The organism is Streptomyces sp. NPDC046900 (genome assembly GCF_040644975.1).
Classification (GTDB): Bacteria; Actinomycetota; Actinomycetes; order Streptomycetales; family Streptomycetaceae; genus Streptomyces.
The window spans coordinates 1-24,554 of the sequence record NZ_JBEYXD010000069.1; the positions used below are offsets into that span (position 1 = coordinate 1).

The 24,554-nt window shown below is 68.3% G+C and carries 25 protein-coding genes and 4 pseudogenes; 12 read left to right on the forward strand and 17 right to left on the reverse strand.

Features of this window, described 5'->3' with window-relative positions:
* Positions 1 to 97 precede the first annotated feature (97 nt).
* A complete protein-coding gene (locus tag ABZ904_RS38630) occupies positions 98 to 739 on the forward strand; it encodes a hypothetical protein (RefSeq protein ID WP_361828800.1) in 642 nt (213 codons plus the stop codon).
* A gap of 142 nt (positions 740 to 881) precedes the next feature.
* Positions 882 to 1,109 carry a hypothetical protein gene (locus ABZ904_RS38635; RefSeq protein ID WP_361828802.1) on the forward strand — a complete coding sequence of 76 codons (228 nt, stop codon included), beginning with the start codon at positions 882 to 884 and terminating at the stop codon, positions 1,107 to 1,109.
* 7 nt (positions 1,110 to 1,116) lie between these two features.
* Here the strand turns inward: ABZ904_RS38635 and ABZ904_RS38640 are convergent, their stop codons facing one another.
* A complete protein-coding gene (locus ABZ904_RS38640; protein ID WP_361828804.1) occupies positions 1,117 to 2,322 on the reverse strand; it encodes a hypothetical protein in 1,206 nt (401 codons plus the stop codon).
* A 50-nt stretch (positions 2,323 to 2,372) separates the two neighbouring features.
* Positions 2,373 to 2,684 (reverse strand): calcium-binding protein, encoded by a 312-nt coding sequence (locus ABZ904_RS38645; RefSeq protein WP_361828806.1) that lies wholly within the window; start codon positions 2,682 to 2,684, stop codon positions 2,373 to 2,375.
* 35 nt (positions 2,685 to 2,719) lie between these two features.
* Here ABZ904_RS38645 and ABZ904_RS38650 point away from each other — a divergent pair, with 35 nt between their 5' ends.
* From ABZ904_RS38650 to ABZ904_RS38660, 3 genes and pseudogenes are all read left to right on the forward strand, one after another.
* The gene (locus ABZ904_RS38650; RefSeq protein ID WP_361828808.1) at positions 2,720 to 2,905 is read left to right on the forward strand and encodes a hypothetical protein; all 186 of its coding nucleotides are present in this window, start codon (positions 2,720 to 2,722) and stop codon (positions 2,903 to 2,905) included.
* Positions 2,857 to 3,105: pseudogene (locus ABZ904_RS38655) on the forward strand (hypothetical protein); the annotation flags it as partial. The gene ABZ904_RS38650 and the pseudogene ABZ904_RS38655, both read left to right, overlap by 49 nt.
* 408 nt (positions 3,106 to 3,513) lie before the next feature.
* Positions 3,514 to 3,837: pseudogene (locus ABZ904_RS38660) on the forward strand (enoyl-CoA hydratase-related protein); the annotation flags it as partial.
* A 40-nt stretch (positions 3,838 to 3,877) separates the two neighbouring features.
* Here the strand turns inward: ABZ904_RS38660 and ABZ904_RS38665 are convergent.
* Together ABZ904_RS38665 and ABZ904_RS38670 are read right to left on the reverse strand one after the other, a co-directional pair.
* Positions 3,878 to 4,140, reverse strand: a pseudogene (locus tag ABZ904_RS38665) (IS200/IS605 family accessory protein TnpB-related protein); the annotation flags it as partial.
* A 9-nt stretch (positions 4,141 to 4,149) separates the two neighbouring features.
* On the reverse strand, positions 4,150 to 4,416 hold the full coding sequence (locus ABZ904_RS38670; RefSeq protein ID WP_361828855.1) for an SEC-C metal-binding domain-containing protein: 267 nt from the start codon (positions 4,414 to 4,416) through the stop codon (positions 4,150 to 4,152).
* Between ABZ904_RS38670 and ABZ904_RS38675 the strand changes: the two genes are divergently transcribed.
* Positions 4,315 to 4,887: a hypothetical protein gene (locus ABZ904_RS38675; protein ID WP_361828861.1), complete on the forward strand. Its 573-nt coding sequence runs from the start codon at positions 4,315 to 4,317 to the stop codon at positions 4,885 to 4,887. The two genes, ABZ904_RS38670 and ABZ904_RS38675, sit on opposite strands and share 102 nt — an antisense overlap.
* Before the next feature lie 383 nt (positions 4,888 to 5,270).
* On the opposite strand, the gene ABZ904_RS38680 is transcribed toward ABZ904_RS38675, so the two are convergent.
* The 5 genes from ABZ904_RS38680 to ABZ904_RS38700 all read right to left on the reverse strand — a co-directional run bounded on the left by ABZ904_RS38680 (position 5,271) and on the right by ABZ904_RS38700 (position 9,837).
* Positions 5,271 to 5,948 carry a nucleoside/nucleotide kinase family protein gene (locus ABZ904_RS38680; protein ID WP_361828810.1) on the reverse strand — a complete coding sequence of 226 codons (678 nt, stop codon included), beginning with the start codon at positions 5,946 to 5,948 and terminating at the stop codon, positions 5,271 to 5,273.
* A 77-nt stretch (positions 5,949 to 6,025) separates the two neighbouring features.
* Positions 6,026 to 6,925, reverse strand: a complete 900-nt coding sequence (locus ABZ904_RS38685; RefSeq protein ID WP_361828812.1) for a PfkB family carbohydrate kinase — start codon at positions 6,923 to 6,925, stop codon at positions 6,026 to 6,028.
* 4 nt (positions 6,926 to 6,929) lie between these two features.
* Positions 6,930 to 7,745 (reverse strand): ATP-binding cassette domain-containing protein, encoded by an 816-nt coding sequence (locus tag ABZ904_RS38690; protein ID WP_361828814.1) that lies wholly within the window; start codon positions 7,743 to 7,745, stop codon positions 6,930 to 6,932.
* Positions 7,742 to 8,725, reverse strand: coding sequence for an ABC transporter permease (locus ABZ904_RS38695; protein ID WP_361828816.1), 984 nt, complete (start codon positions 8,723 to 8,725; stop codon positions 7,742 to 7,744). Before ABZ904_RS38695 ends, ABZ904_RS38690 begins: the two co-directional genes overlap by 4 nt.
* 71 nt (positions 8,726 to 8,796) lie before the next feature.
* The gene (locus tag ABZ904_RS38700) at positions 8,797 to 9,837 is read right to left on the reverse strand and encodes a substrate-binding domain-containing protein (RefSeq protein WP_361828818.1); all 1,041 of its coding nucleotides are present in this window, start codon (positions 9,835 to 9,837) and stop codon (positions 8,797 to 8,799) included.
* 174 nt (positions 9,838 to 10,011) lie between these two features.
* Between ABZ904_RS38700 and ABZ904_RS38705 the strand changes: the two genes are divergently transcribed.
* From ABZ904_RS38705 to ABZ904_RS38720, 4 genes are all read left to right on the forward strand, one after another.
* On the forward strand, positions 10,012 to 11,004 hold the full coding sequence (locus ABZ904_RS38705; RefSeq protein ID WP_361828820.1) for a LacI family DNA-binding transcriptional regulator: 993 nt from the start codon (positions 10,012 to 10,014) through the stop codon (positions 11,002 to 11,004).
* A 45-nt stretch (positions 11,005 to 11,049) separates the two neighbouring features.
* Positions 11,050 to 12,078 (forward strand): class II fructose-bisphosphate aldolase, encoded by a 1,029-nt coding sequence (gene fbaA, locus ABZ904_RS38710; RefSeq protein WP_361828822.1) that lies wholly within the window; start codon positions 11,050 to 11,052, stop codon positions 12,076 to 12,078.
* Positions 12,079 to 12,327: 249 nt separating this feature from the next.
* Positions 12,328 to 12,903 carry an IS607 family transposase gene (locus ABZ904_RS38715; protein ID WP_361828824.1) on the forward strand — a complete coding sequence of 192 codons (576 nt, stop codon included), beginning with the start codon at positions 12,328 to 12,330 and terminating at the stop codon, positions 12,901 to 12,903.
* Entirely contained in the window at positions 12,896 to 14,527 is a 1,632-nt protein-coding gene (locus ABZ904_RS38720; protein WP_361828826.1) for an IS200/IS605 family accessory protein TnpB-related protein, read from the forward strand. The genes ABZ904_RS38715 and ABZ904_RS38720 overlap by 8 nt, the downstream gene beginning before the upstream one ends.
* Positions 14,528 to 14,796: 269 nt before the next feature.
* On the opposite strand, the gene ABZ904_RS38725 is transcribed toward ABZ904_RS38720, so the two are convergent.
* The 8 genes and pseudogenes from ABZ904_RS38725 to ABZ904_RS38760 all read right to left on the reverse strand — a co-directional run.
* Entirely contained in the window at positions 14,797 to 15,813 is a 1,017-nt protein-coding gene (locus ABZ904_RS38725) for a substrate-binding domain-containing protein (RefSeq protein WP_361003670.1), read from the reverse strand.
* Between the two features lie 12 nt (positions 15,814 to 15,825).
* Positions 15,826 to 16,860, reverse strand: coding sequence for an ABC transporter permease (locus tag ABZ904_RS38730; protein WP_361828828.1), 1,035 nt, complete (start codon positions 16,858 to 16,860; stop codon positions 15,826 to 15,828).
* On the reverse strand, positions 16,857 to 18,356 hold the full coding sequence (locus ABZ904_RS38735) for a sugar ABC transporter ATP-binding protein (protein WP_361828830.1): 1,500 nt from the start codon (positions 18,354 to 18,356) through the stop codon (positions 16,857 to 16,859). Before ABZ904_RS38735 ends, ABZ904_RS38730 begins: the two co-directional genes overlap by 4 nt.
* 10 nt (positions 18,357 to 18,366) lie before the next feature.
* Positions 18,367 to 18,771 (reverse strand): D-ribose pyranase, encoded by a 405-nt coding sequence (gene rbsD / locus ABZ904_RS38740; RefSeq protein WP_359409353.1) that lies wholly within the window; start codon positions 18,769 to 18,771, stop codon positions 18,367 to 18,369.
* Positions 18,768 to 19,724, reverse strand: a complete 957-nt coding sequence (gene rbsK / locus ABZ904_RS38745; RefSeq protein ID WP_361828833.1) for a ribokinase — start codon at positions 19,722 to 19,724, stop codon at positions 18,768 to 18,770. The genes rbsD and rbsK overlap by 4 nt, the downstream gene beginning before the upstream one ends.
* 129 nt (positions 19,725 to 19,853) lie before the next feature.
* Positions 19,854 to 20,858 carry a LacI family DNA-binding transcriptional regulator gene (locus ABZ904_RS38750; RefSeq protein WP_359409357.1) on the reverse strand — a complete coding sequence of 335 codons (1,005 nt, stop codon included), beginning with the start codon at positions 20,856 to 20,858 and terminating at the stop codon, positions 19,854 to 19,856.
* 255 nt (positions 20,859 to 21,113) lie between these two features.
* Complete coding sequence (locus ABZ904_RS38755; RefSeq protein ID WP_361828857.1) at positions 21,114 to 22,043, reverse strand: tetratricopeptide repeat protein; 930 nt, start codon at positions 22,041 to 22,043, stop codon at positions 21,114 to 21,116.
* A 21-nt stretch (positions 22,044 to 22,064) separates the two neighbouring features.
* Positions 22,065 to 22,439 (reverse strand): annotated as a pseudogene (locus tag ABZ904_RS38760) (enolase C-terminal domain-like protein); the annotation flags it as partial.
* Positions 22,440 to 22,480: 41 nt separating this feature from the next.
* Here ABZ904_RS38760 and ABZ904_RS38765 point away from each other — a divergent pair.
* Together ABZ904_RS38765 and ABZ904_RS38770 are read left to right on the forward strand one after the other, a co-directional pair.
* A complete protein-coding gene (locus ABZ904_RS38765; protein WP_359409359.1) occupies positions 22,481 to 22,795 on the forward strand; it encodes a transposase in 315 nt (104 codons plus the stop codon).
* 208 nt (positions 22,796 to 23,003) lie between these two features.
* A complete protein-coding gene (locus tag ABZ904_RS38770; RefSeq protein ID WP_361828835.1) occupies positions 23,004 to 24,542 on the forward strand; it encodes a hypothetical protein in 1,539 nt (512 codons plus the stop codon).
* Positions 24,543 to 24,554 lie beyond the last annotated feature (12 nt).

The window sequence follows — 24,554 nt, forward strand, 5'->3', positions numbered from 1 at the left end:
CCTCTCACCACTGGAGTTCGAACAGCAACACCACAAGGAAGCTAGACTCTCACTCGCAGCATGAACCCCGTGTCCACACTCCGGGGGTCACCTCACCATGTCGGAGAGCACGATCGCTGTTACGGGGCTGACGTCACAGTACGCCGCCCAGGTGACCGGCGACCTGGAACGCAACGTCAAGGAGCAGGACCGCATCAGCGCGGAGATTGCGGGATTGCAGGAGCAGTTGGCTGCTCTGCAGTCCGACCATTTGGTGCTGGTCAATGTGCAGCAGGCGCTGGGTATTTCACCGGCCCCTATTCCGCCTGCGGCAGCCCTGGACAGCACCACGGTGCCTGCTCCTCGCACAAAGGCCGCTGCTGACACCGGTGCGGGCAAGCGGACGCGAGCCAAGAAGGCGGACACCGCCGCGCCTAGCCGCACCACGGCCAAGAAGCCCGCGAGCAAGGCCGCTGCCGTGAAGACGGCCCAGCTCACGCTGGTCGAACTCGTCCGTCGCCACCTCACCGGACACAGCGACCCGCGCTCCGCGGCCGACGTGACCACGGCACTGGCCACGGCCCACCCCGAGCGTGGCATCAAGGCCACCGTCGTGCGCACCACCCTCGAGGGCCTCGTCGCAAAGAACCTGGCCCGCCGCGCCAAGCAGGGCGCCTCCGTCTACTACACGGCCCCCAACGCAGCCGAGCAGACGGCCACACTCGACCCGGAGCAGACGCAGTCCAAGCAAGCCGAGTAAGAACCGCCAGGCGGCGGGCTGTCGCGGCAGACAGCCCGGCTGCCTGCCGCATCACTGCCGGCGCCGGAACAGGCCTCGGCGCTCGAGGCGACCCTGCAACCGGGCCGCCACCCATGCCTCGCAGGTTGCCTTCGCCAAGGAATTGAAGGACCGCAATGGCCTGCAGAAAGCAATGTATGCGGATCTGAAGGCGACGTTCGCGCTGTCCGCGCAGCCGGTGGTGCGGGCCGTGAAGAAGGTCGTCGACGCCTACGCCACGCGCAACACCAACCTGCGGGCGGGCAACCTGGGCCCACCCACCTCGAAGCGGTACCGCTTCGGCCTCACCCGCTGCACCGACCGGTGTTGCGCCGCAGTCACGGCCGCGTGAACGGTGACTATCGACGGCCGGCGGCAAGCGCACTGAGGCGGTCGCCGATGACGGAGACACCAGGGCGGGGCTCGTTCGCGTAATACCAGGGCTTACGTCGGCGCAGCAGCGCCTCGCCGTGCTCGCACCAGGTGAATTCGGGCTTGCGCAGCAGCTTTCGGAACACAGTGTCGACTGTCTCCGGGTGAGCGGCAGCCAGCCGGCGGATCGGCAGCGGCCCGATCGACTCCTCGCGCAGGTACGTGCGCAGCAGGTCCTGGTACTGCCTGCGGCCCCCGAGCGCCGGGTCCGCGAAGAGGTCTTGGAGCATTCCGTAGTCCGCGTAGAAGTTGAGCCCGTCGACTTGGTCGTAGATGACACCGATGCTGTCCGAGCCCGCCAGTTCGGGCGGCAACTCGAAGAAGGGCAGGTCCAGGCCGGGCAGCCGCCTGCCTCGGGCGCGGTCGGGCTGTTTGGCGACGGCGGCCTCTTGGCGGTGGCGGTAGTAGGCGTTGAGGAGATCCTCGGCTTCGGCAGGCGGAAGGGCCAGTTCGTCGCCGCCGCAGAACTCGACGAACGCGGTCCGGTCCTCCCGCATCGCCTGCCACCCCTGATCGACCTTCTGGGGGTTGTGGAAGACCAGTTCGGGTCGGCTGGTGGCCAGTTGGAGAGCGGCCTGGGCGATCTCGGTCGCGCTGGACTTGGGGTAGCTCGACATCGCCCCGGACACCAGCCACGCCCCGCCGGCCGGGTGAACCGGTACCAGGCAGGTGTGAAGGAAGCTCCCCTTGGACACTCCTCGGAACGCCGCCCGTCCGACATTCGAGTACGTGCGGTACTCCAGGTCGTCGAGCAGGTTCAGCAGGACGACGGCGTCCTTTTCCTTGCGTTGGATCTCGAAGATGCCCTCGACCGGGTCGCGCCAGCCGAGCAGCATCTCCCGGTCGAGGGCGGTCAAGTCCTTCCGCCCGGCGACGAACCGGTCCACCACGGTCGAACCGTCCGGCAGGCGGTAGCGCAGGATGAAGTGGTCGACGATCCGGATCGCCTCGCCCTCGTCCAGCTGCCGCTCAGGCCCTGCGGCCTGAAGCAGGAGGGGCGTCAACCACCGGTCGAAGTGGGCGCTCTGCCCGAAGGCGACCAGCTGCCCTTTCAACTCGGCACTGCGCTCGATGAGGTCGGTCAGCGACCGTTCGCCGACTTCCCTGTGCGTGCCCTGTTCGGCGTCAGCCATGTTCAGCCCTTCCACACAAGCCGGTTCCGCGTGGGTGCGAGGTGCCGGCCTCAACCGGCCCAGTGACGGTACGCCTCGATCCACTGCGCACCCTCGGGCGCCGGGCTGGGCAACGGCAGATCCAGGATTCCGATCGACTGCCGCATGCGGCCGCGAGAGCACAGGGCGACGATCCTTCCGTCCGGCGTGAGGTCGATGCCGCCCACGGTCACCTCGACGCCGAGAGCCACAGTGGTGAAGGGCAGGTCGAGATGCTCCTCAAGCATGGTGAACAGACCTGTCAGCTGCTCGTCCTCGTTGTAGGCGTCGACAGTCGCCTCGTCGATCATGGCCTCGAGCTCGGCCGTGTCCAATGCGCTCATGGGGCAACACTAACGACCTCGGACATCATGGCCGTATGACGGGTGGGGTGGATGCGCGGGCGGCGGCGGGCGAGTTCGACCGGGGCTCCGTGACGGAGGACGAGCGCAAGCAAGTGCTGTCCCTGTTTCCCCTGGAGGACTGGGGGACGCTGCTGCTGGAGCGCTACGCGCCGCCTGGCTGCGCTGGTATCCCCTCTTCCCCCGGGTCCTATTCGTGCTGACCGGCGCCTCCCAGTACGTCCTGCGCCACCGGATTAGCGATCTACAAGCCATGACCGCCCAGCACCCGCTCGTCGCCGCCCTCGCCCGCGACGTACGCCTCGGCGCCGCAATCCTCGAAGACCTCGAACACCACGGACCCGCCGCAGACGTGTGGCCGCCGCTCGCCGGAGGAGACCAGTGCCCCTGGTACGCCCTGTGAGTAAGTTGAAAGTTTACCCAAGCAAATGAGTTCTGTGGCTGAGTTTGAGCCAAATTACCCACGTGACAACGAAGTTCGGTCAAATTCGATCAGACATATGCGTAACCTTCTACTATCGCAAACGCAGAACCACAGCTCCACCAGCCGCGAACGGACTGCGACGCACCTGCGCAGCCCCAGCCAGCGGCCGCATTGCACGGGATCGCCAGGGGGAGACAAGGTGACACCAACGCCAGGCCGCCCAGCAAGGTTCACTCGCACTCGCATCCGAAGGCACGCGCCCGCTACAGCGGCCGCGGGACTGTGCGCCGCGCTGGCTTTGTCCGCGTGCAGCAGCACCCCGAACAAGCACTCTGAGCCCCCGTCGTCCGCTGCCGCCATGCCGTCCGCCACCCAGGGGAGGCGCTTGCCGGAAGACTGGTGTCGCGGGTGATGCCGGGCGACACGCTGCTGTCGGCCGCGCACTCCCTCGCCGCCGAAATCGCCGAGAACACCTCGGCCGTGTCGGTATCACTGGCGCGCCAGATGCTGTGGTCCATGCTCGGCGCAACGACGCCCTGGGAGGCACACCGCCTTGACTCGCAGGCGATCTTCCATCTCGGACAGAGCCCGGACGCGACCGAGGGGGTGACGTCCTTCCTGGAGAAACGCACGCCAAGGTTCCCTGGGCGGATCGGCGACTACTCCGAGATCGTGCCCGCTTGGCCCTCCCGGCCAGTGGACCTGACCTGAGCGCCGCTGCAGCGTGACCTGAACGGATGAGACCTTCCTGATCAGTGAGCAGGAGTGAGTCTTGTGCCCAATCCTGGTCAACTGGCGCATCCCGAACGGTTGTGGATGCATGGTCGTCCGCGTTCGCGCCGCGTCCGGCGACACGGATCGTGTCCGTGGTCCGGGGATGCGGGGGCGGGCTCCCTCACGCCCTGGGGTGCCGTGTCTGGCCTGGGCGGTCCGATGCTGCTGTCCATCGCTCTGGTGGGCAGGAGGCGGTGCCGTCCGTCGCCGGATGCGGTGCCCCAGGGCGCGCCTGCCGATGATTTTCGGTCAGGTCAGGGCAGGGTTGCCGCAGCATTTCTTGTACTTGCGCACAGAGCCGCACCAGCAGGGACTGTTGCGGGGTGGGGGCCATGTGTGGGCCTGGCCTCGGGCCGCGAGGTCGGCGGCGTATTCGGCCCGGGTGCCTGCGTCCTGCGGGGAGAGGGCCTCGTTATGGATGAATTCCTCGAAGTCGCTGACGCTGCCCTGGGCGATGCCCAGATGCGGTTCGCCTTCCTCGGACAGGCGGAGCAGGATCTCCTCGACGCGGCGGATGTGATCGTGGTGATCGGCTCCGTAAGCATCTTCCAGCACGGGCCACCGAGCAAGGAGTTCGGTGAACTCCGGCTCGGGCCAAAACAGTGCGCAGGTCATGCGGGGCCTGGAGAGGGCGGCGCGGCGTGCGGCGACCTCGGCGGTGAGTTTCTCAAACTCGGCTTGCAGGACATCTGGGTCACCGCTCTCGGCGGCCCTGAGGTGGTCTGGATCTTGCAGGTCGTCCAGGGTGCCGGGTCCGTGGAGGAGAGCCGGGCGGTGCAGGTGGAGTTCGTCGGCGAGATGGTCGAGGTCGTCGTGCGGCTGGTCATACCGGCGCCTGACCCGGTGGCGGCCGATGACGAGCATCTCAATCCCGCTGGGGTCATAAGAAGCCGTATCTCAACCGACCATGGAACGTGCCGGTCGAACAGGTTTCCCGTCGGGGTGATCTTCCCGTTGTGCACGCATGAGAGCAGGGCCTCTCGGTAGCTCGGGGATGCGAATCGAACCGAGCAATGCCGGGAGGCCCTGGTGTCGTTGTTGTACGCGTCCGAGTCCGTCCAGTTCAACTCGGCCGCTCCATCGTGTGATTGCCTCGCGCATGTGTACGGCAACGCGGCTGATCATCCAGATCGGGTGCGCCGGTATCCGTCGGACATGACGGACGCAGAGTGGGCGGCCCCTCGGCAGCCAAAGCGTCCTCAACCGGCCTCCTGCAGCACCTATTTCAAACCGGCTCTGCACGGCCCCGGCGCTCTAGGGCATTGCCGGCGTGTGCGGATAGTCCTCCACCGGACCGCAAAGTCGCTCAATCGGCTGACGACCACCCCGGCCTGACCGCCCAACAGCGCTATCAAAACGCCGGACGATTTCTAGATCAGCCGCTGTGTGTCTCCCGTCGTCGCGGCAGCCACCTGGTCGGTCAAGCGCACGAGGAGGTCGGCCCGATCGCGGGTGGTGTCGATCAAGTCAGCGTTGCGCTGATCGCTGCCCCGGGCCCAGCGCTCCGCCTCGACTGGGTTCTTTCCGAACGCCTCGTGGCGGCGGGCCAGCCGGAGCAGCCTGAGGTCGTCCTCGGGGGCGAGGAACCATGTCTCGTCGAGCAGGTGACGGACCGGTGCCCATGCCCCGCGGTCCACAAGGAGGTAGTTTCCTTCCGTCACGACCAGCGGTACCTCCCGTGCAACGGGGATGGCTCCTGCGATGGGTTCCTCGATCTCCCGGCGGAACTCGGGTGCGTAGACCACAGTCTCCTGCTGGCGGTGCAGCCTGCGCAGCAACGAGACGTAGCCGGCAGCGTCGAAGGTGTCTTCGGCCCCCTTGCGGGGTCGGCGGCCGAGTTGCTCGAGCACCGCGTTGGCGAGGTGGTAGCCGTCCATTGAGACCAGCACCGCATGCGGGGCCAGCTCCCGCACCAGCGCGTGGGCAAGGGTGGACTTCCCCGCGCCCGGGGCCCCGGTGATGCCGAGTATGCGTCGTTGTCCCGATACCACCAGGGAACGGGCTCGATTGACGAGCTGGTCGAGGGAGTGTTCGGTCAGCTGCGGCATGCCTGGTCCTTCGGTCGTGCGGTTCTGTGCGGCTGCCGCGCGCGGCGGCATGATGAGGAAGACGTGCGTCGAGGGGGTCAGCGGTCGCCCAAGCGGTTCGCGAGCACCGTGAGCTCCGTGAACTCCGGCGTGTCCAGCCACCTGCGTGGACCGGGTACCGTGCACCGAAGTGCCGCGACATGCGCGGCGAACCGCAGCAGCGGCCCGGGCAGAGCGGACGGTGTGCGTGCCAGCGCGTAGGCGAAGGCCCCGTGAAACACGTCGCCGGCGCCAAGCGTGTCGCGCGCCTCCACGCCGGGCACCTCGACGGTGCCCCGGGCGTTGCGAGACGACCAGTGCACGGGGTCTGGGCCGTGGGTCACGGCGACCATGGGCACCCCTCGGCGGAGCAGCGCTGTGGCTGCGTCGTCGCTGGCGGGCACCCGTAGGTCCGCGGAGCACACCGCGAAACTCGTACAGGGGATCAGCTCCTCGTACACGGGTTTCCAGCTTCCGGCGTCGAGGACCACCGGGACCCGCGCCTCATGTGCCAGCCGGGCCGCGGCCACGGCGAGCCGGGGATGATGGCCGTCGAGCAGCACGACGTCGGCGCCGTCGAGGGCCTCGGGTAGCCAGTCCGGTACCGGTATGTCCTGGTGCGCGGCGTTCACCGAGACGACCGAGCGCTCCCCGGAGCCGTCGCTGACGTAGATGCTGGAGACGGCGGGGGTGCCCGTGTAGTCCCGGGCGGCGTCACGGACCGCCACCTGCCGCTCTTGCAGCTCTGCGGCGGCGAAGCGGGCGAGAACGTGGCTACCGAGGCTTGTCACCAGTGTCGCCTGTCCGCCCAGCGCCGCGAACGTCAAAGCGGCGTTGGCGGCAGGGCCTCCGGCGGCGAGTTCCTGACTGTGCGCGGTCGTCTTCTGATTCGGGCCGGGCGGCGACGCAACGCGGTAGATCGTGTCCAGGGTCGCCAGGCCGACGAAGAGTCCGCGCACCGTCTTACTCGGCACCGGTGTGCTCGGCCGTCTGCTCGGGGGAGATGGCGCCGGTCATGAGGGCGACCACCTCGGACATCGCCCGGTCCTGCGGCCGGACCACGGTGAGGCGCCTGCCCAGGCGGTGGATGTGGATGCGGTCGGCGATCTCGAACACGTGCGGCATGTTGTGGCTGATGAGTACCACCGGGATGCCGCGGTCGCGGATTTCGCGGATCATGTCCAGGACCATGCCGGACTCGCGCACCCCAAGCGCCGCCGTGGGCTCGTCGAGGATGACGACGCGGGTTCCGAACGCGGCGGCTCGCGCGACCGCGACGGCCTGGCGCTGCCCCCCGGAGAGGGTCTCGACCGGCTGGGTCATCGACCGGATCCCGATCTTGAGGTCGCTCATGTGCTGGGCGGACTGGGCGCGCATGCGGGGTTGGTCCAGCCGTCGGAACAGCCGGCCCCAGAGGGAGGTCCTCCGGATCTCCCGGCCGAGGTAGAGGTTGCTGGCGATATCGAGGGCGGGAGCGACGGCGAGATCTTGGTAGACCGGTTCGATCCCGTTGCGGCGGGCGTCCAGCGGGCTGCGGAAGTGCACTGGGACGCCCTCCATCAGCAGCTGGCCCGAGTCGGGGACGATCGCACCGGAAAGCGCTTTGATCAGGCTGGACTTGCCGGCTCCGTTGTCCCCGACGACCGCCAGCACTTCGCCGGCGCGCAGGTCGAAGTCGGCCCCGTCGATCGCGGTGACATGCCCGTAGCGCTTGACGATGTTGCGAGCCTCGAGCACGGGTTGCCCGGCGTCGGCTTGGTCGCGGGGTGCCGGGTTCACTTGTTCCTCCTACGGGCGAACTGGTCGACGGCCACCGCGAGGATGACGAGGATGCCGGTGGCTACGTTCTGGTAGAGGTTGTCGATGCCGGCCAGGGTCAGCCCGTTGCGCAGGACTCCGACGATGAGGGTGCCGAGCAGGGTCCCACCGACTCCTCCGCGGCCGCCGAACAGGCTGGTGCCTCCGATGACGACCGCGGTGATGCTCTCCAGGTTGGCGTTCTGGTAGGCGTTCGGGTCGGCGTTTGGAATGCGGCCCAGGGCCGCCCAGGCAGCGAGCCCGCAGACGATACCCGTCGCGATGTAGACGCTGAGCAGATTGCGGCTGACCTTGATCCCTGTCAGGCGTGCCGCCTCCACGTTGTCGCCGACGGCATAGACGTGCTTGCCCCACGCCGTCTGCGTCAGCGCGTACCAGGCGGTGGCGTACAGGGCCAGCATCAGAAGTATGCCGTAGGTCAACGAGACGCCGCCGAGGTGCACGCTCGTGCCTGTCGCGGTGAGCAACTGCGACTGGACCGGGTAGGTGCTGGAGCCGGCGTACAGCTGGGTCACGGCCGCCAGCACGGTGAACGAACCGAGCGTGACGATGAAGGGTGGCAGCCGCAGCACGGTGACGAGGGTGCCGTTGAGGCCGCCGAGCGCGGCGCAGAGAACGAGGGTGAGCAGCAGAGCGAGCGGGGCGCCGTGGCCGGCGAGCTTCGCGAGGACGATCGTGCCGAGCACCGCGATGGCGCCGACCGACAGGTCGATGCCGGCCGTGAGGACGACCAGCGTCTGGCCGACGGCCAGCATCCCGACCACGATGCACTGCTGCAGGATCAGGGACAGGTTGCCTATGGCCAGGAAGTTGTCCGTGATGAGGGTGAAAACCGCACAGGCGATGAGCAGTGCGGCCAGTGGCCCGACGATGGGGCGGCGGATGATCGTGTCCAAGGTGCCCGCGCGGTCCGTGCGCGGAGCGGTGGCGGCCGAGGCCATGGGGGACTCCAGGTGGTGAGGACGGCTGGGAGGCGCAATCCGGCGGCGCCTCCCAGCCTGTGGTCAGTGGATTAGCCCCAGCAGTTCGCCGCGCCCCACGTGCTGTTCTTGGAGGGCAGGCCGGGCATTGGCTGGTCCGTGATGAGCTGGGAACCGGTGTCCTGGAACCCGGAGGGCTTCGTGCCGTCCTTGGCGTACTTCACCACTGCGTCGATGCCGCCCTCGGCCATCTTCTTCGGGAATTGCATGACGGTGGCTCCGACCTTGCCGGCCTTGACGTCGGCAACGCCCTGGCAGCTCCCGTCGATCGAGCCGACGACCACCTTGGAGGCCAGGCCCTTGGCCGAGATGGCCTGGTAGGCGCCGCGGGCCGCGGGCTCGTTGATCGTGTACAGCGCATTGATGGTCGCATTGCGTTGGAGAAGGTTCTCCATCGCCGCCTGGGCCTTGTTCTGGTCGCCGTTGGTGTTCTCCTTGCCGACGATCGCGGCGTCGTTGTCCGAGATGCCGAACCCCGCGAGGAAACCGTCGTGGCGGAAGGTGTCCACGGTTCCGCCGGGGGTGCCGTCGAGCATGGCGAGGTGCGGTGCCTGACCGCCGAGCTTGGCCTTCACCCACTGGCCCTGCTGCTTGCCGGCGGCGGTGTTGTCCGTGGCAAAAGTGGCGTCAACTGCGCTCGCGGGATCGGTCGCCGTGTCCAGGGCTATGACGACCACACCGGCGTCACGGGCCTGCTTGATCGCCGAGAGGATGCCCGAGGAGCTGTTCGGTGTGATCAAGATGCCCTTGACACCGCGGCTGACGAGGTTCTCGATCGCCGAGACCTGGCCCTCGTTGTCCCCGTCGAACTTGCCTGCCAGGGCGATCAGTTGTGCACCCTGCTTGCTGGCTTCCGCCTGCGCGGACTCACGGAGTTTGACGAAATAGGGATTGCTGTCGGTCTTCGTGATCAGCCCGATCTTGACCGCGCTCCCGGAGCCGTTCGATGCGGAGCTCGAGGAACTGCCGCACGCGGCCAGCGACATGGTGAGGATGCCGCAGGCGGTCAGCGCCGTCACCCGGGCAGCGTGCTTACGGAAGTGGGGCGAACGGTGTGGACCTCTGTACGACATGCGTGGGCCTCCTTTGGCCAGCTGCGTGAGGAGCGATCAACGGTGGGGACCGTAACGCCTGGTCCCGCGTCAGACAAGCGTTTGCGCAAGCGCTTTCGCGTCGTTGACAGGTTTGTGCGCAAGCGCTTGTATGGGGCCCTTCACAGGAGACGGGGGGCAACAACCATGGTGACGATGGCCGATGTTGCGCGGGCAGCGGGGGTGTCGACCTCCACGGTGTCCCACGTGCTCAACGAGACTCGGGCGGTCCGCCCCGAGACCCGCGAACAGGTACTCGCCGCCATCGCGCGCACGGGTTACCGGCCGAACGCCGTGGCCCGCGCCCTGGTCACCTCGAGCACCAACACGATCGGCCTGGCGATCTCGCTGCTGTCCAACCCCTACTTCGGCGATCTGGTGCACGCAATCGAGGCGGACGCCCGCGCTGCGGGCTACACCCTGGTCCTTGGCGACACCCACGACGATGGCGACATCGAGCAGCACATCGTGCGTGAGCTGCAAGCCCGTCAGATCGACGGTCTGATCATCGCGCCCTCGGCCGAGGCTGCGCACACGACGCTGCCCCAGCTCATGGAGCGCGGGTTCCCCGTCGTGCTCATCGACCGTGCTGCTCCGGTCGAGGTCGACCAAGTGGCGACGGAGAACACCGCGGCGGCCGCCGAACTCGTCGGGCACCTCGCAGAGCTCGGACACCGACGCATCGGCATGGTCAGCGGCCGGGCCGGCCTGAGCACCACCACCGAACGCCTCGCAGGGTACCAGGAGGGACTCGTCACACACGGGCTTAGCGTCGACCCCGCGCTCGTCGTCGAGGGCGGATCCAACCCTGAACAGGCCCACGACCGGGTCCTCGAACTTCTGACCAGGCCGTCACCGCCGACCGGGCTGTTCGTCGGCAATAACGCGATGACCATCGGGGCGATGCGTGCCATCCGTGAACTCGGCATGCGGGTTCCCGAGGACGTGGCCCTGGTCTGCTTCGACGACTTCCAGTGGGCGGACCTGTTCGAACCCCGCTTGACCACCATGGCCCAGCAAGTCGCTGAGATCGGTCGAGAGAGCCTCGCGCTGCTGCTGAGCCGCCTGCGCCAACCGGACCTTCCAGCTCGCCGAATCCGGATCCAGCCGCAGATGAAGCACCGCCAGTCCTGCGGCTGCCCACGCTGAGACCGGGCACCGCACTGTGCCATCACGAATACTGGGGAGAATTCGATGCCCATTGCCACCCCCGAGGTCTACGCGAAGATGCTCGACCGTGCGAAGGCGGGAGCCTTCGCCTACCCGGCGATCAACGTCACCTCGTCGCAGACCCTGAACGCGGCGCTGCGCGGATTCGCCGACGCCCAGAGCGACGGCATCATCCAGGTGTCGCTCGGTGCGGGTGACTACTTGTCCGGTGCGGGCATCAACAACAAGGTCACCGGCTCGGTCGCGCTCGCCCTCTATGCACATGAGGTCGCCAAGCACTACGACGTGCAGGTAGCGCTGCACACCGACCACTGCCCCCAGGGGTCGCTCGACACCTGGGTACGCCCGCTGCTCGCCCTGGCCACCGAGCGGGTCGCCCGGGGCGAGGCGCCGCTGTTCCAGTCCCAGATGTGGGACGGATCGGCGATCCCGCTCGAGCAGAACCTCCGCATTGCCCGTGAGCTGCTCGAGATCGCCGCCGCCGCCAAGGTCATCCTTGAGATCGAGGTCGGCGTGGTCGGCGGCGAAGAGGACGGGATCGTCAACGAGATCAACGACAAGCTGTACTCCACCGTGGAGGATGCGCTGGCCACCGTGGAAGCGCTCGGCGTCGGAGAACATGGCCGCTACCTCACCGCGCTCACCTTCGGCAACGTCCACGGCGTCTACAAGCCGGGCAACGTCAAGCTGCGGCCTGCCGTTCTCGCGGACATCCAGGACCAGGTCGGCTGCAAGGTCGGCAAGGACAAGCCGTTCGACCTCGTCTTCCACGGAGGCTCCGGGTCGCTGCCCGCGGAGATCCACGAGGCGGTGCGGCACGGGGTCGTGAAGATGAACATCGACACCGACACGCAGTACGCCTTCACCCGGGCCGTTGCCCACCACGTGCTCAGCAGCTACGACAGCGTGCTCAAGGTCGACAGCGAGGCCGGCAGCAAGAAGGCGTACGACCCCCGCGCCTACGGCAAGCCGGCCGAGGCAGCGATGGCCCAGCGGGTCGTGGAGGCGTGCGAGACGCTGAAGTCCGCAGGGACGACTCTCGGCCGGTCCTGACTCCTCCTGTCTCTCGGTCCCGGACCTCTCGACTTACGACGTTGCTGGGCACGGCCCGGACCACTATTCCCTGGCTCCTTGGCGAGTTCTTCGATGCGCGAGAACGACCCGACGGCCTCGGCAGAATCTGGTCTTCCGCGGGAGCTCCACCAGGGGTCGAGGTGCTCGACTTTCAGGGGTGATGAGCCGTTCGAGCTCGAGTGTCCACAAGTGTCGTTGGCTGTCTATGAGTGTTGTATGGTCTTCGGTGTGAACCTGACGGAATGGGCCAGGGTGCAGGGTGTTGCGCCGCGTACCGCGTATCGCTGGTTCCGTGAGGGCACGTTGCCGGTCCCTGCGCAACGGGTGGGGCCGCGCACGATCCTGGTGAACATCGAGGCGAACGCCGCGCCGCAGCCAGCCGAGGGAGTCGGCTTGTATGCGCGGGTGTCCTCGCATGACCAGAAATCCGATCTTGAGCGGCAGACGTCCCGGCTGGTGCAGTGGGCCGCCCAGGGTGGTCACCGTGTCGTGCGGGTGGAGTCGGAGATCGGCTCGGGGATGAACGGGGGCCGGTCGAAGGCGAAGCGGCTGTTGGCTGACCCGGCCGTGACCACGGTCGTTGTCGAGCACAAAGACCGCCTCGGCCGCATGAACGTGGAGCTGGTCGAAGCCACTCTGTCCGCGACCGGCCGCCGTCTCGTCGTCCTGGATGAGGGCGAGGTTGAAGACGATCTGGTGCGGGACATGGTGGAGATACTGACCTCGTTCTGCGCCCGCCTGTACGGCCGAGGCTCGGCGAAGAGCCGTGCCCGCAAGGCACTTCAGGCCGCCGAGTATGGCTGAGCCGAACAAGAAGCCGCTGCGGCAGATCGCCCGGCCGTTCGTCGCAGGCGGGCCGTCCGGCGTCAGCATCCGCGACCGCCTCAAGGGCCTGACGCCCGAGGACGAGAAGGTACTGCGCGCTGTCGGTGAGCACATGGGGTGTCTGGCCTCGCGGGATCTGGCCCGCAGGTGCCGGGACGGCCTGGAGCACTCCACCGACACGTGGGCCGCCCGAAAGCGGGAGTTGACTGCCAAGTCGTCCTCGCGTTGGGCGGGTTCGGTCACCTCGAACACGCATGACCAGTGGGGCCTTTCCCGTCGCGCCCAGTGGCAGGACCTGATGGGCAAGAAGGCCGGCATCGCCATGATTCGGCACCGCCTGTCCCTGCCGATCGGGGAGAAGGGCTCCAAGAGGCAGCCTGGCGGCTACCGCTCCCGCAACGAGTGGTTCCACAAGATGCGGCGTCTGGCGATCCTTGAAGCCCAGTACGAGCGCGTCAACGCGGAGAGAGAAGCGGGCCGCGTGTCGGTGGTGCGCGGCGGCCGTCGGCTGCTCAAGCAGCGCCACAACCTGGATGCCGCCAAGAAGACCAAGGAGCAGTGGAGGCGGGAGTGGGAAACGACGCGTTGGTTCCTGACCGCTGACGGGGAGTCCGGAAAACGCTTCGGGAACGAGACGATCCGCGTCACCCCCGACGGCGAGGTCAGCATCAAGCTACCCGCGCCGCTGGCGCATCTGGCCAACGACCGGCATGGCCGGTACGTCCTCGCCGCTCGCGTCAGCTTCCCGCACCGGGGAGAAGAATGGCGCGACCGCATCGAAACCAACCGGGCCGTCGCGTACCGCATCCACCTCAACGTGACCTTGGGCCGCTGGTACCTGGATGCCTCCTGGACCCGGAAGGACCTGCCGATCGTCCCGCTGGAGGCCCTGCGGGCCCAGGGCGTGGTGGGTGTGGACACCAACGCCGGTCATCTGGCCGCGTGGCGGTTGGACGAGTACGGCAACCCGATAAGCAAGCCACGCCGCTTCGACTACGACCTGTCGGGCAACGCCACCCACCGCGACGCCCAACTCCGCCACGCCCTCACCCGCCTCCTGCACTGGGCCAAGGCCACGGGCGTGCAGGCCATCGCGATCGAAGACCTCGACTTCGCCGACTCCAAGACCCGGGAGAAGCACGGCCGCCGCAAGCGGTTCCGCACGCTCATCTCCGGTATCCCCACCGGCAAACTCCGCGCACGCCTGCTGTCGATGTGCGCCGAAGCCGGACTCGGCGTGATCGCCGTCGATCCCGCCTACACCTCCCTATGGGGCGCACAGCACTGGCAGCAGCCCCTTGCCACCCCCCGACGCCCCGCCACCCGCCACCAGGCGGCAGCCGTGGCGATCGGCAGACGCGCCCTCGGCCACCGGATCAGGCGACGGACGGCACCGCCCCGCCGGCACCAGAGCGATGCCGGCGGGCATCGGACCGCCCAGGCCCGACCCAGTGACCGGGGACGTGAGGGAAACCGCCCCCGCGTACCCGGACCACGGACACGATCCGTGCGTGCTGAACGCGGCAGGAACGCGGTGGACCAGCCCATCCAACACCGTTCGGGATGGGTGCAGTGTCAGATTGATCTTCATGGTCACTTTTGATCACTGTTCAGGAACGGTTCGAGTTCATCGAGCAACTCGCCGAGGTGTTGGCGACTCACGCCACAGAAGGCAGGATGAGGCAAGGCCGCGCGGGCCCAGGATCGCTTCACAACTTTCCCTACCCGCGCGGCTCTCGTCATGTCACGGCCCCACCCCGATCAATCGCGGGTGAGCTCGTTAGGGCTCGCCGAGAATTAACTTGTGGGGCTTCAGACTTGACCTCGTAGGTCAGAGCGCCACTCGCCCGTATGTTGTTCTTCTGCGGGCCGTTAGCGAAGCGCGGCCGGTACGTCGGCGGAGTCGCCGATCCCGACGAGGTACTGGGCGTACGCCTTGACGTTGGACTTGGTGACGAGCTTGCCCTGCAGGGTCTCCTCGGCCGCTACCTTCTTGCCGTCGAGGACGTTTCCGGTGAGGCTGACGACCTTCTGGCCGAGGGCGTAGGGCGACTCGGCATTGGTGGCGTACATCGTGCCGGCCTGGATGGCGGCGAGGGCGTCGGCTATGCCGTCGTTGCCGACGAGCCGGACCTTTCCGGCGAGGTTGCGGGCCTTGAGGGCGGCGAGGGCGCCCATCGCCATCTCGTCGTTGGCGGCGTAGACGCCGGCGATGCCGGGGTGGGCCTGGAGGATGTTGGTCATGACGTCGAGTGCCTTGGCCCGGTCGAAGTCGGCGGCCTGCTTGGCGACGGTCTTGATCTTCGGGTACTTGGCGATCTCCTCCTCGAAGCCCTTGCTCCGATCCTGGGCGACGTTGGTGCCGAGGAGACCCTGGATCTCGACGATCGTGCCCTTCTCACCGAGGGACTTGGCGAGTGCGTCCGCCGCGTTGCGGCCCGCCTGGATCGCGTCGTAGCCGATGAAGGAGGACAGCGTGCCGCCGTCGGGCTTGCGGTCGAAGGCCATCACAGGGATGTTCGCGCTGTTGGCCTGCTTGACGGACGCCGTCGCGGACGTGCTGCTGACCGGGTCGATGATCAGGGCGCCGACCTGCTTGGAGACGGCCGTGGTGGCCAGATTGAGCGCGGTGGAGTCGGAGTTGTTGGCGTTCTGCACACTGAGCTTCACCCCGGACTTGGCAGCCTGGGACCGCGCACCGTTTCCGACGCTGACGAAGAACGGGTTGTTCAGGGTGCTCATGATCAGGGTGGCGTTCTTGTTCCCGGACGCCTTGCCGGGGGAAGCGCCGGAGGCCGCGTTCTGGGTGCCCCGGCTGCAGCCTGTGAGGGCGAGCGCGGTGACGGCGGCGAATACGGCAGCCGTCCTTGCGGTACGGATGACAGACATGGTGCGGCTCCTTCAGGGGGTGTGACGCGCGGCGGGGACGGGGGACGAGGCGGGGGCGGTGTCCGGCGCCGAGGGTTCGGCGGGGAGGGGCGGCTTGCGCCAGGCGAGCATGGCCCGCAGGGCGTCGACGTTGCGGTCGAGGAAGACGGCCAGGAGGATGACCATGCCCTTGACGACGCTCTGCAGGAACGGGGAGACGTCCAGCAGGTTCATGCCGTTGTCGATGACGCCGAGGACCAGCGCGCCAACCAGGGTGCCGAGCAGCTTGCCCCGCCCGCCGGCGAGGCTGGTGCCGCCGATGATGACGGCGGCGATCGACTCCAGTTCCAGGCCGGTTCCGGCGGTGGGCTCGGCGGTGGACAGGCGGGCCGTGAGGATGAAGCCGCCGAGTGCCGCCAGGAGTCCGCTGATCACGAAGGCGAGGACCTTGACGCGCCGGGTGCGGATGCCCGACAGCCGGGCGGCCTCCAGGTTGTCGCCGGTCGCGTAGACGAAGCGGCCGAAGCCGGTGCGGGCCAGCAGCACTCCGAAGACCGCGTACCCGGCCACCATCAGCCATACGGGGAGGGGGATTCCGGCGAGATAGTCCTGCCCGATGCCCTGGAAGTCGTAGTTGCCGATGGCGACCGGATTGCCGTCGGTCAGCTGGAGCGTCATCCCCGACAGGATGGACATCATGGCCAGGGTGGCGATGAAGGACGGCATCCGGGTCCTGGTGACCAGCAGCCCGTTGACCAGGCCGACGGCCCCGCCGACGCCGAGTCCCGCTGCCAGGGCGGGCAGCAGCCCGTGGTCGCGCAGGACGAGGGCGGTCACCACGGAGGAGAAGCCGAGGGTCGCGCCGACGGAGAGGTCGATCTCGGCCAGGATGATGACGTACGTCTGGCCGATGGCCAGCAGCGCGACCACCGAGGTGGCCAGCCCGACGTTCAGCAGGTTGGTGCTGGTCAGGAAGACCGGGGATGCGATGCTGAGGATCACGCCCACCAGCAACAGCATCCATACCGCCCGCAGTTGGCGGGCCACGGATTTCAGGGTGGAGCTCATGCGGCACCTACCAATGCGTGTTCCAGGACGGACTGCTCGCTGAGGCGGTCGCCGGCCATCTCGGCCACCAGCCGCCCCTGGCGCATGACGACCGCGCGGTCGGACATGGCGACGAGTTCGGGGAGGTCGGAACTCACCAGGACGACGGCGACACCGTCCGCGGTGAGCTGGTTGATGATGCGGTAGATCTCGGTCTTCGCCCCGACGTCCACCCCTCGGGTGGGCTCGTCCAGGAGCAGGACCCGAGGTCCGGTCAGGACCCACTTGGCGAACAGCGCCTTCTGCTGGTTGCCGCCGGACAGCGAGGCCATCGCGGCCTCGAGCGAGGCGGTCCGTACACGCAGTCGGGACATGACCTCGCCGCAGGCCTCTCGCTCCCGGTCCCGGCGTACGAGATCCGCCGGGCCGGTGTAACGGCGCAGCGTGGCAAGGGAGATGTTGGCCTCCACTGACAGGTCGGGGCACAGGCCTTCCGCCTGCCGGTCGGGGGTGACGTAGGCGATACGGCAGGCGATGGCGTCCTGGACGCGGCGCAGCGGCACCGGACTGCCGTCGACCTCGACCGTCCCGGTGGTGAGCGGCTCCAGCCCGAACAGTGCGCGCAGCAGGTCGCTGCGGCCGCAGCCGACCACGCCGCCAATGCCCAGGACCTCACCAGCCCGGACATCGAGGTCGACGCCCTGGAAGGCGGCGCCGGAGCCGGCGCCCCGGACCTTGAGGACGACCTGTTCCTTGGCGTTGCGTTCCTTGGGGTAGAAGTTGTCCACCGTGTTGCCGACCATGGCCGCGACGACCTGCGCCGGGCCCGTGCTCGCGGTCGGCGAGTCCAGGGCGACCAGACCGTCGCGCAGGACGACGATGCGGTCGGCGAGCTCGAAGATCTCGTCGAGACGGTGACTGATGTAGACGATGGACACGCCCTCGGCCCTCAACCGCCGTACCTGCTCGAAGAGTTGCTGCGACTCGCGCTCGTCGAGAGCCGCCGTGGGCTCGTCGAGGATGAGCAGTCGCAGGTCGTGGGAGGTGGCCTTGGCGATTTCGACCATCTGCTGCTGGGCGACGCCGAGCGTGCCGACGGGCCTGAGCACGTCGATGTCGTCCATGCCGAGTTCGGCGAGGGCCGACCGGGCTTCGCGGGCCATCCGTTTCCTGGAGACCAGCAGCCGTCCGAAGCGCCGCTCGCGGTCGAGGACGTGGATGTTCTCGGCGACCGTCAGGTGCGGGAAGAGGTTCTGCCGGAACTCCTGGTAGATGACCTCGATGCCCCGGGCCATCGCTCCTTGAGGGTTCTTGAACGTCACGGGCGCGTCGTCGATGAGGACCTGCCCGGAATCGGGCTGGTGCGCGCCGGAGATGACTCGGGTGAGCGTGGACTTCCCGGCCCCGTTCTCCCCGGCCAGGGCCACTACCTCGCCCGGACCGACCTCGAAGGTGACGCCGCGCAGCACGCTGTTCTCGCCGAAGGACTTGGTGACGTCCCGCAGTTGTAGCCTCATGCTCGGCTCCTCAGTACACGACGCCCGCCGTGAGCAGCACGTTCGCGTACGGGGTGAACTCCCCGGAGCGGACGGCGGCCCGTGCGGCGGCGGTCGCCTGCTTGAAGGTGGTGTGGGGTACGAAGCGCAGGGCCACCCCCTGGGCGGCGAACCGCTTCTCGATCTCGACGAGCATCTGCGGGCTCGCCTCCTTGATCTCCTCCGACAGCAGCACGTCCTCCACCGCCACCTCGGCCAGGACCACGTCGAGCAGATCCAGGAAGCGCGGCAGGTTCTCGGCGACGGCCAGGTCCACCCGCTCCACGCCGGGCGGGATGGGCAGGCCGGCATCGGTGACGACGAGCTGGTCGGTGTGGCCGATCTCGGAGATGACCCGGGCGAGCTGCCCGTTGAGCGTTCCGTTGTTGCGCCTCACGAGGCGGCTCCTTCCAGGTCGGTTGCGGAGTCAGCGGTGGCGAGCAGGGCGAGGACCGCGGCCAGGTCCGGGATCGAGGAGCTCGCCCCGGGACGGGTGGTGGCCAGCGCTCCGGCAGCCACGGCGCTTCGTACGGCGGCGTCGGTGTCCAGGCCGGCGGCGAGGGCTGCGCCGAGCGCGCCGGTGAAGGCGTCGCCGGCCGCCGTGGTGTCGACGGGGGTGACCGGGAAGGCCGGGACGTGCCGGACCGTCTCCGCGGTGACCGAGACCGCCCCGGACCCGCCGAGAGTGATCAGCGCGTGCGACACGCCCCGGTCGAGGAACCAGCGGCCAGCCCGCTCGGCGGCCTCGGCACCGTCCACGGCGATGCCGGTCAGGGCGGTGGCCTCGCTCTCGTTGGGGGTGACGATGTCCACGTACGCCCAGATGTCGTCCGGCAGCGGCTGCGCGGGAGCCGGATCGAGCACCACGGTGAACCCGGCGTCGGCCCCCGCCCGCGCGGCGTGCCAGGTGACCTCGGCCGGGACCTCCAGTTGGAGCAGCATGACGCGCGTGCGGTCCCGGGTCTCGGCGATGCTCGCGTCGACCATGTCGGGCGTGAGGGCGGCGTTGGCCAGCGGCGTGATGACGATGTCGTTCTCACCGGAAGCGTCGACGCGGATGTGAGCGACGCCGGTGCGGCCCTCGACCGTACGGATCTCGGAAGTCTGTACGCCGTGTGCGCGCAGGCCCTCCAGCGCGATGTCCCGGAAGAGGTCCTGTCCGACGCACCCGACCATCCAGGTGGGCGCGCCCGCCCGGGCGGCGGCGACCGCCTGGTTGGCCCCCTTGCCGCCGAGGACGAGGGTGACGTCGTCCCCCAGCACCGTTTCGCCGCGTTGCGGCAGCCGCCGGCTGAACGCGGTGACGTCCGCGGTAATGCTGCCGACGACGAGAACACCGGTCCGGGTCATCCCGGTCCTCCTCCTGTTTTTGGCATGAGCGGGGGAGGGACACGGCCGAGTGGCTGTGCCCTGCGGAGTTGTGCCTGTGCCTTTGTGCGCCGGGGTCCCGTCGGATTCCGGCCGGGTGCCAGTGCCGGGCTATCGCCGCGGCACTCCCGTGGAGCCGCGCTCGACGAGCTTGGTGTCGAGTGTGATGCGACGTGATCCGCTGTCCCGGTCGTCGTCCTGGCCGAGCCGCTGGAGCAGCAGGCGCATGGCGAGGACGCCCTGCTCGACCATGGGGCGGTCGATGACGGTGAGGGGCGGATTCAGCAGCGGTCCGGTGTCGAGGTCGTCGAAGCCGATGACGCTGACCTGGTCGGGGACGCCGACGCGCATGTCGTGCAGCGCCTTCAGCGCGCCGACGGTCATGAGGTTGTTGGCGGTGAAGACGGCCGTGGGCGGCTCGGCCGAGGACAGCAGCTGCAGCGTGAGCTGGTAGCCGCTCTCCTCCCGGAAATCACCGATCAGGTCGAACTCCGGCAGAAGCTCCATGCCGCCGTCGGCCAGCGCCTCCACGAATCCCTCGCGGCGGTGCCGTCCAGGCGTCGTTTCCTGCTGGCCGCTGATGGCGGCGATCCGGGTGTGCCCGAGCGACAACAGATGGGAGGCCGCCTGCCGGCCACCCTCATGGTTGTTCACCAGCACCGCGTCGAAGTGCTCGCCGCCCGCCAGGTCGCGGTCCACGAACACCAACGGCACGCCCGCGTCGCGGACATGGAGCGGCGTCTCGTCCTGCTCCGTCGCCGGCGCCAGGATCACGCCGTCGACCTGATGGATCATGTCGGTGAGCACGTCGTCCTCGCGCTCGCTGCTCTCGTCGCTGTTGGCGAGCAGGATGCGGTACCCACGGTCCCGGGAGGCCGACTCCATGCCCTTCACGACGGCGGCGAAGTACGGGTTGGTGATGTCGGGAACCACGACGCCGATCGTGTGGGTACGTCCGGACTTCAGCGACTGTGCGGCGATACTGGGCCGGTAGCCCAGCGCGTCGATGGCCTCTTGAATCGCCTCCGCGGTGCGCACGCGGTGGCCGCGCAGGTGCCGGGAGACGGTGGCCGCGGAGACCCCGGCGCGGGCAGCCACATCGTGGATGGTGCTCACTGCGGATCTCCCGTTTCGTCGCTGAAACCGTTGTCAGAGAACGATTGCAGTCGCGGCGACACCCCGTCAATGAGCGGTGAGTAGATTTTTCAACCAGTATGGTTTCACCCGGTTTTGGGAAGTTCATAACGGTTAGTCAATTATCCAACCCCGAAGCCCTTCCTGCGTAACCGGTCCTACGGTAAAGCCGCCCAGGGCGTTGTCATTCGGTGTACGTGCTGGCGGTGGTGAGGTCCTGGCCGGAGGAGCGGAAGATCACGCTGTTGCCGACGATTGGCCGGGCTGTCCCGCCTCCGTGATCCGGCGCAGATTCTCCGCCGCCGGGGAGCACTTGCCCCGCGCGGAGCGGCCGTACCAGATCGCAGCCTCCTCCATCCGCCCCTGATCCTCATACAGGGTGCCCAGGTTGTTCATGGCGGAGAAGCGTTGCGCATCGCCGAGGCCGTCGAAGATCTCGATCGCCTCCCGTAGTGCAGCCTCGGCCTCCTCGTAGCGTCCGGTCCCACCGAGCGGGGTGGCGAGCTGCATGAGCGCCTGCGCTTCGCCGTCCCGCTCGGCGAGTCCCCGATAGCGGCGCAGCGCCGACTTGCAGGCCGTGAGGGCCTGTTCGTGCTTCCCCTGACTGGCCAGGCACCCGCCCAGATTATTCGCGACCACCGCAACGAAGTGGTCCTCGCCCAGAGTCTCGAAGAGCGGCCCCGCCTCCTCGTAGTACGCCTCGGCCTGCGCCGACTCGCCCCGCAGGTACCGCAGCATGCCGAAGCTGAGCAGCGTACGGGCGCGGTACACGGCAAGGTCCGGCTGCGCGCCGGGGCCCGGGGGCGCTGCGGGATCCGGCGGCTCAGCGGCTTCCGGTGCCGCGAACAGCGCTAGCGCCTCCGCGTGGATCGAGGGTCCGTCGAGGGCCGCACGCGCCTTCCTCAACGTCGTGGCGTAGTTGCTCACTGCGGCCCGCGCGCGGTCGTTCTCGGCTCCGGCAAGGAGCAGCGCGGCCCGGTAGGTGGCCCGTACCGATTCGCGCAGCCGTCCCTTGGTGCTCAACTGCGCTGCCAACCCGAGCTGTACGATGGCCTCCCGCCGGGTATCCCTGGCCGCCGCGAGCGCCTCCGCCGCCTCGCGGTAAGCGTTCAGGGCGTCCTCGGGCCGGCGCATCGCGTGGTACGCAACAGCGATCCGGGACAGCATCCGCCCGCGACCGCCCTGGTCGTCCACGCCGATTCCCGGCGCTTCGCCGGGGTGCAGGTAACCGTCGGCGAACGTGTAGTCATGCTGAAACACCTCGGCCGTCAGCGGGCCGTGTCCAGAGAACTCCTGGATGCCGAAGTTGTGGATCGCCAAGTCGAGGTGGAGTGCAGCGGCCATGCCCACCGGTGAGTTGTCCTCCGGTCCGTGCGCGGCGCTCTTGATCTGGTAGACAGCGGCCAGGTCGAAGAGTTTGCGCAGCGGGGTGACTCCGCCGAAGTGGGTGACAGCCGAACGTACGTAGTCGATCAATTGCTCGGTCATCAGTGTCCGGTAGTCGTGGACGGTGTTGAAGACCTCGCCGATGGCGAGCGGGGTTGTGGTGTGGTGCCGGACTAGGCCGTGTCTTCAAAAGATCTCGAGTGGTGGATCATGGTTGGGTGATACGTCGCCATGAACTGTCCGATGCCGAGCGGGAGTTCGTCGGACCCCTGCTGCCGGTGTCACTGCGTGGCCGGAAGCGGCTGGACGACCGCAAGGTGCTCAACGGGATCGTGTGGAAGTTCCGCACCGGGACGGCCTGGCGGGACGTGCCGGAGCGATACGGCCCGTGGCCACGCTGCACACCCGCTTTCGGCGGTGGGCGCTGGACGGCACCTTCGAGCGCATGCCGCTGCGCCCCAGAATGCCACGCTCAGGCATGCCGACAGGCTAACGGCCCGCGAAGCTCCCGACGTCGATGCCACCCCTTCTGAGCCCAGAGACCGCGGCTCCTGCCCACAAACTCGAACGAAGACGCACCTTCTACGACGCGCGCAGGGTCCGGTGCACCGACAAGTGCAAGGTTCATGCGGCTGGTGACGATCAAGACACCCGTGACCGTAGCGAGGCGTGGCCGTGATCTCGACTTGGCAGGGTGGCCACATGAACACTCTGCGGCGGGACCGTCGCCCCCGCAGGAGCTTGAGTCGGGAAGCGAGCCCGGTCATCCGTGCGTGCAAGGCTGCCGTCGGCCTTCTGCTCTCGCTGGCCGCCATGACGTCCGTCCTCTCCGGGTGCTCCTCGAGCGGGGCAGCCGACGTGAAGCTGGTCGTTCCCTCGGTCTTCTACGTTTCCCGCGATCCACAACAGGCCGTATCTGACCTGCGGGTCGAAGAGAGAGCCGGCGGTGCGACGGTCAGACTGAGGGTGACCTTCGACGCCAGTGATCTGAAGGGCATCGTCACCGTCAAGCGGGCGCTCGATGCATGTGTCGTCCACTTGCCCGTCTACCACTGCGACACGCAGGCGGGTCCAACGGGTGGAGGGGGCATCCAGGCCTTCCACCTGAGTCCCGCGAAAGGCGCGAAGGCGGGCGACTCCGCGGTGCTGCGCTACCGCGTGACCGCGCCCGGCCTGCCGCCCGTCAGCGGTCACTCCCTCATCGTGGTCGGCAGACCGAAGCTCCGGGTCAGGCTTCACCCCGATCCGGGCCCGGTGACACCTGGCGGGAGCCTGTCGGTCCGACTGACCGTACGCAACGTCGGCGACGTGCCCGCCCGCGGAGTGGCCCTGCGCATGGAAGCACGCGATGGCATCACCCTGACCGACCGGCACCGCAACTGCCGCTATCGAGGCGGCACTTCGGCGTGGTGTCGACTCCTCGCAGACGACGTCGTCATTCCGCCCGGCCGGTCGTACGGCCTGGGTGCCCGCGAGCACTTGCGGGCCGCACGGGATGCCACCTATCCGACCGTCACCTTCAGTGCTGATGCCATCGGCACCGACTACGTTCCCCCGGCCGAAATCGCATCAAGGTACCGGCCCGGCAGCGGGCCTCCACTGCATTTCGTTCCGGCCTCCCAGGCCGACGCCGGTGTGACGAGCACAGTCGGCGACGATCCACAGGTGCTCCACGTGACCGTCCACAACCGGAGCGAGCTGGCCGCAGTCGCCGACACAGCGCGCGGTCCCATCGGCAGTCTCCCCACCGTGCGGATCGGCGTGCGGAACAACGGCCCCGGTTCGCTGACGGCAGCGGTGAAGGTCGTCTTCACGGTGCCCGAGGGCACCACTGTCACGGCGTCGCCGTACAGCTTCGAACGCGACGAGGAGGTGATCGCCCAGGACTGCCGGGCCGTCACCGCCGACGGCACGCCACTTGCGGAAGCCTCCGCAAGGCAGCCGAGTGCCAGACGGTACGTGTGCACGGCGCGCGTCGGAGCGGTGGGGGCCACGACGACGTTCCCGTTCACACTGCGCATCGACAAGAACAGCGCCGACGGCAGCGGCCGGGTCACGGTCTCGGACAGCGACCCGAGACGCCCCAGCGGCGACACCGAGCCGGCTGACGACGCGGCGGACGTCGCTGTGTCCGTGTGGCCGGGGCCGGCCTGGGCCACCCCCGGCTTCTACATCGCCGCTGCCGTCGTCATCCCGCTGCTCAGCCTCGCCGTCGCCTTGTACGTGCGGCGCCGAAGGCTCTTCCGCCGCCGCGAAGAGATGACACCCCCCGGAAGGTGAGGCCGACGCGGA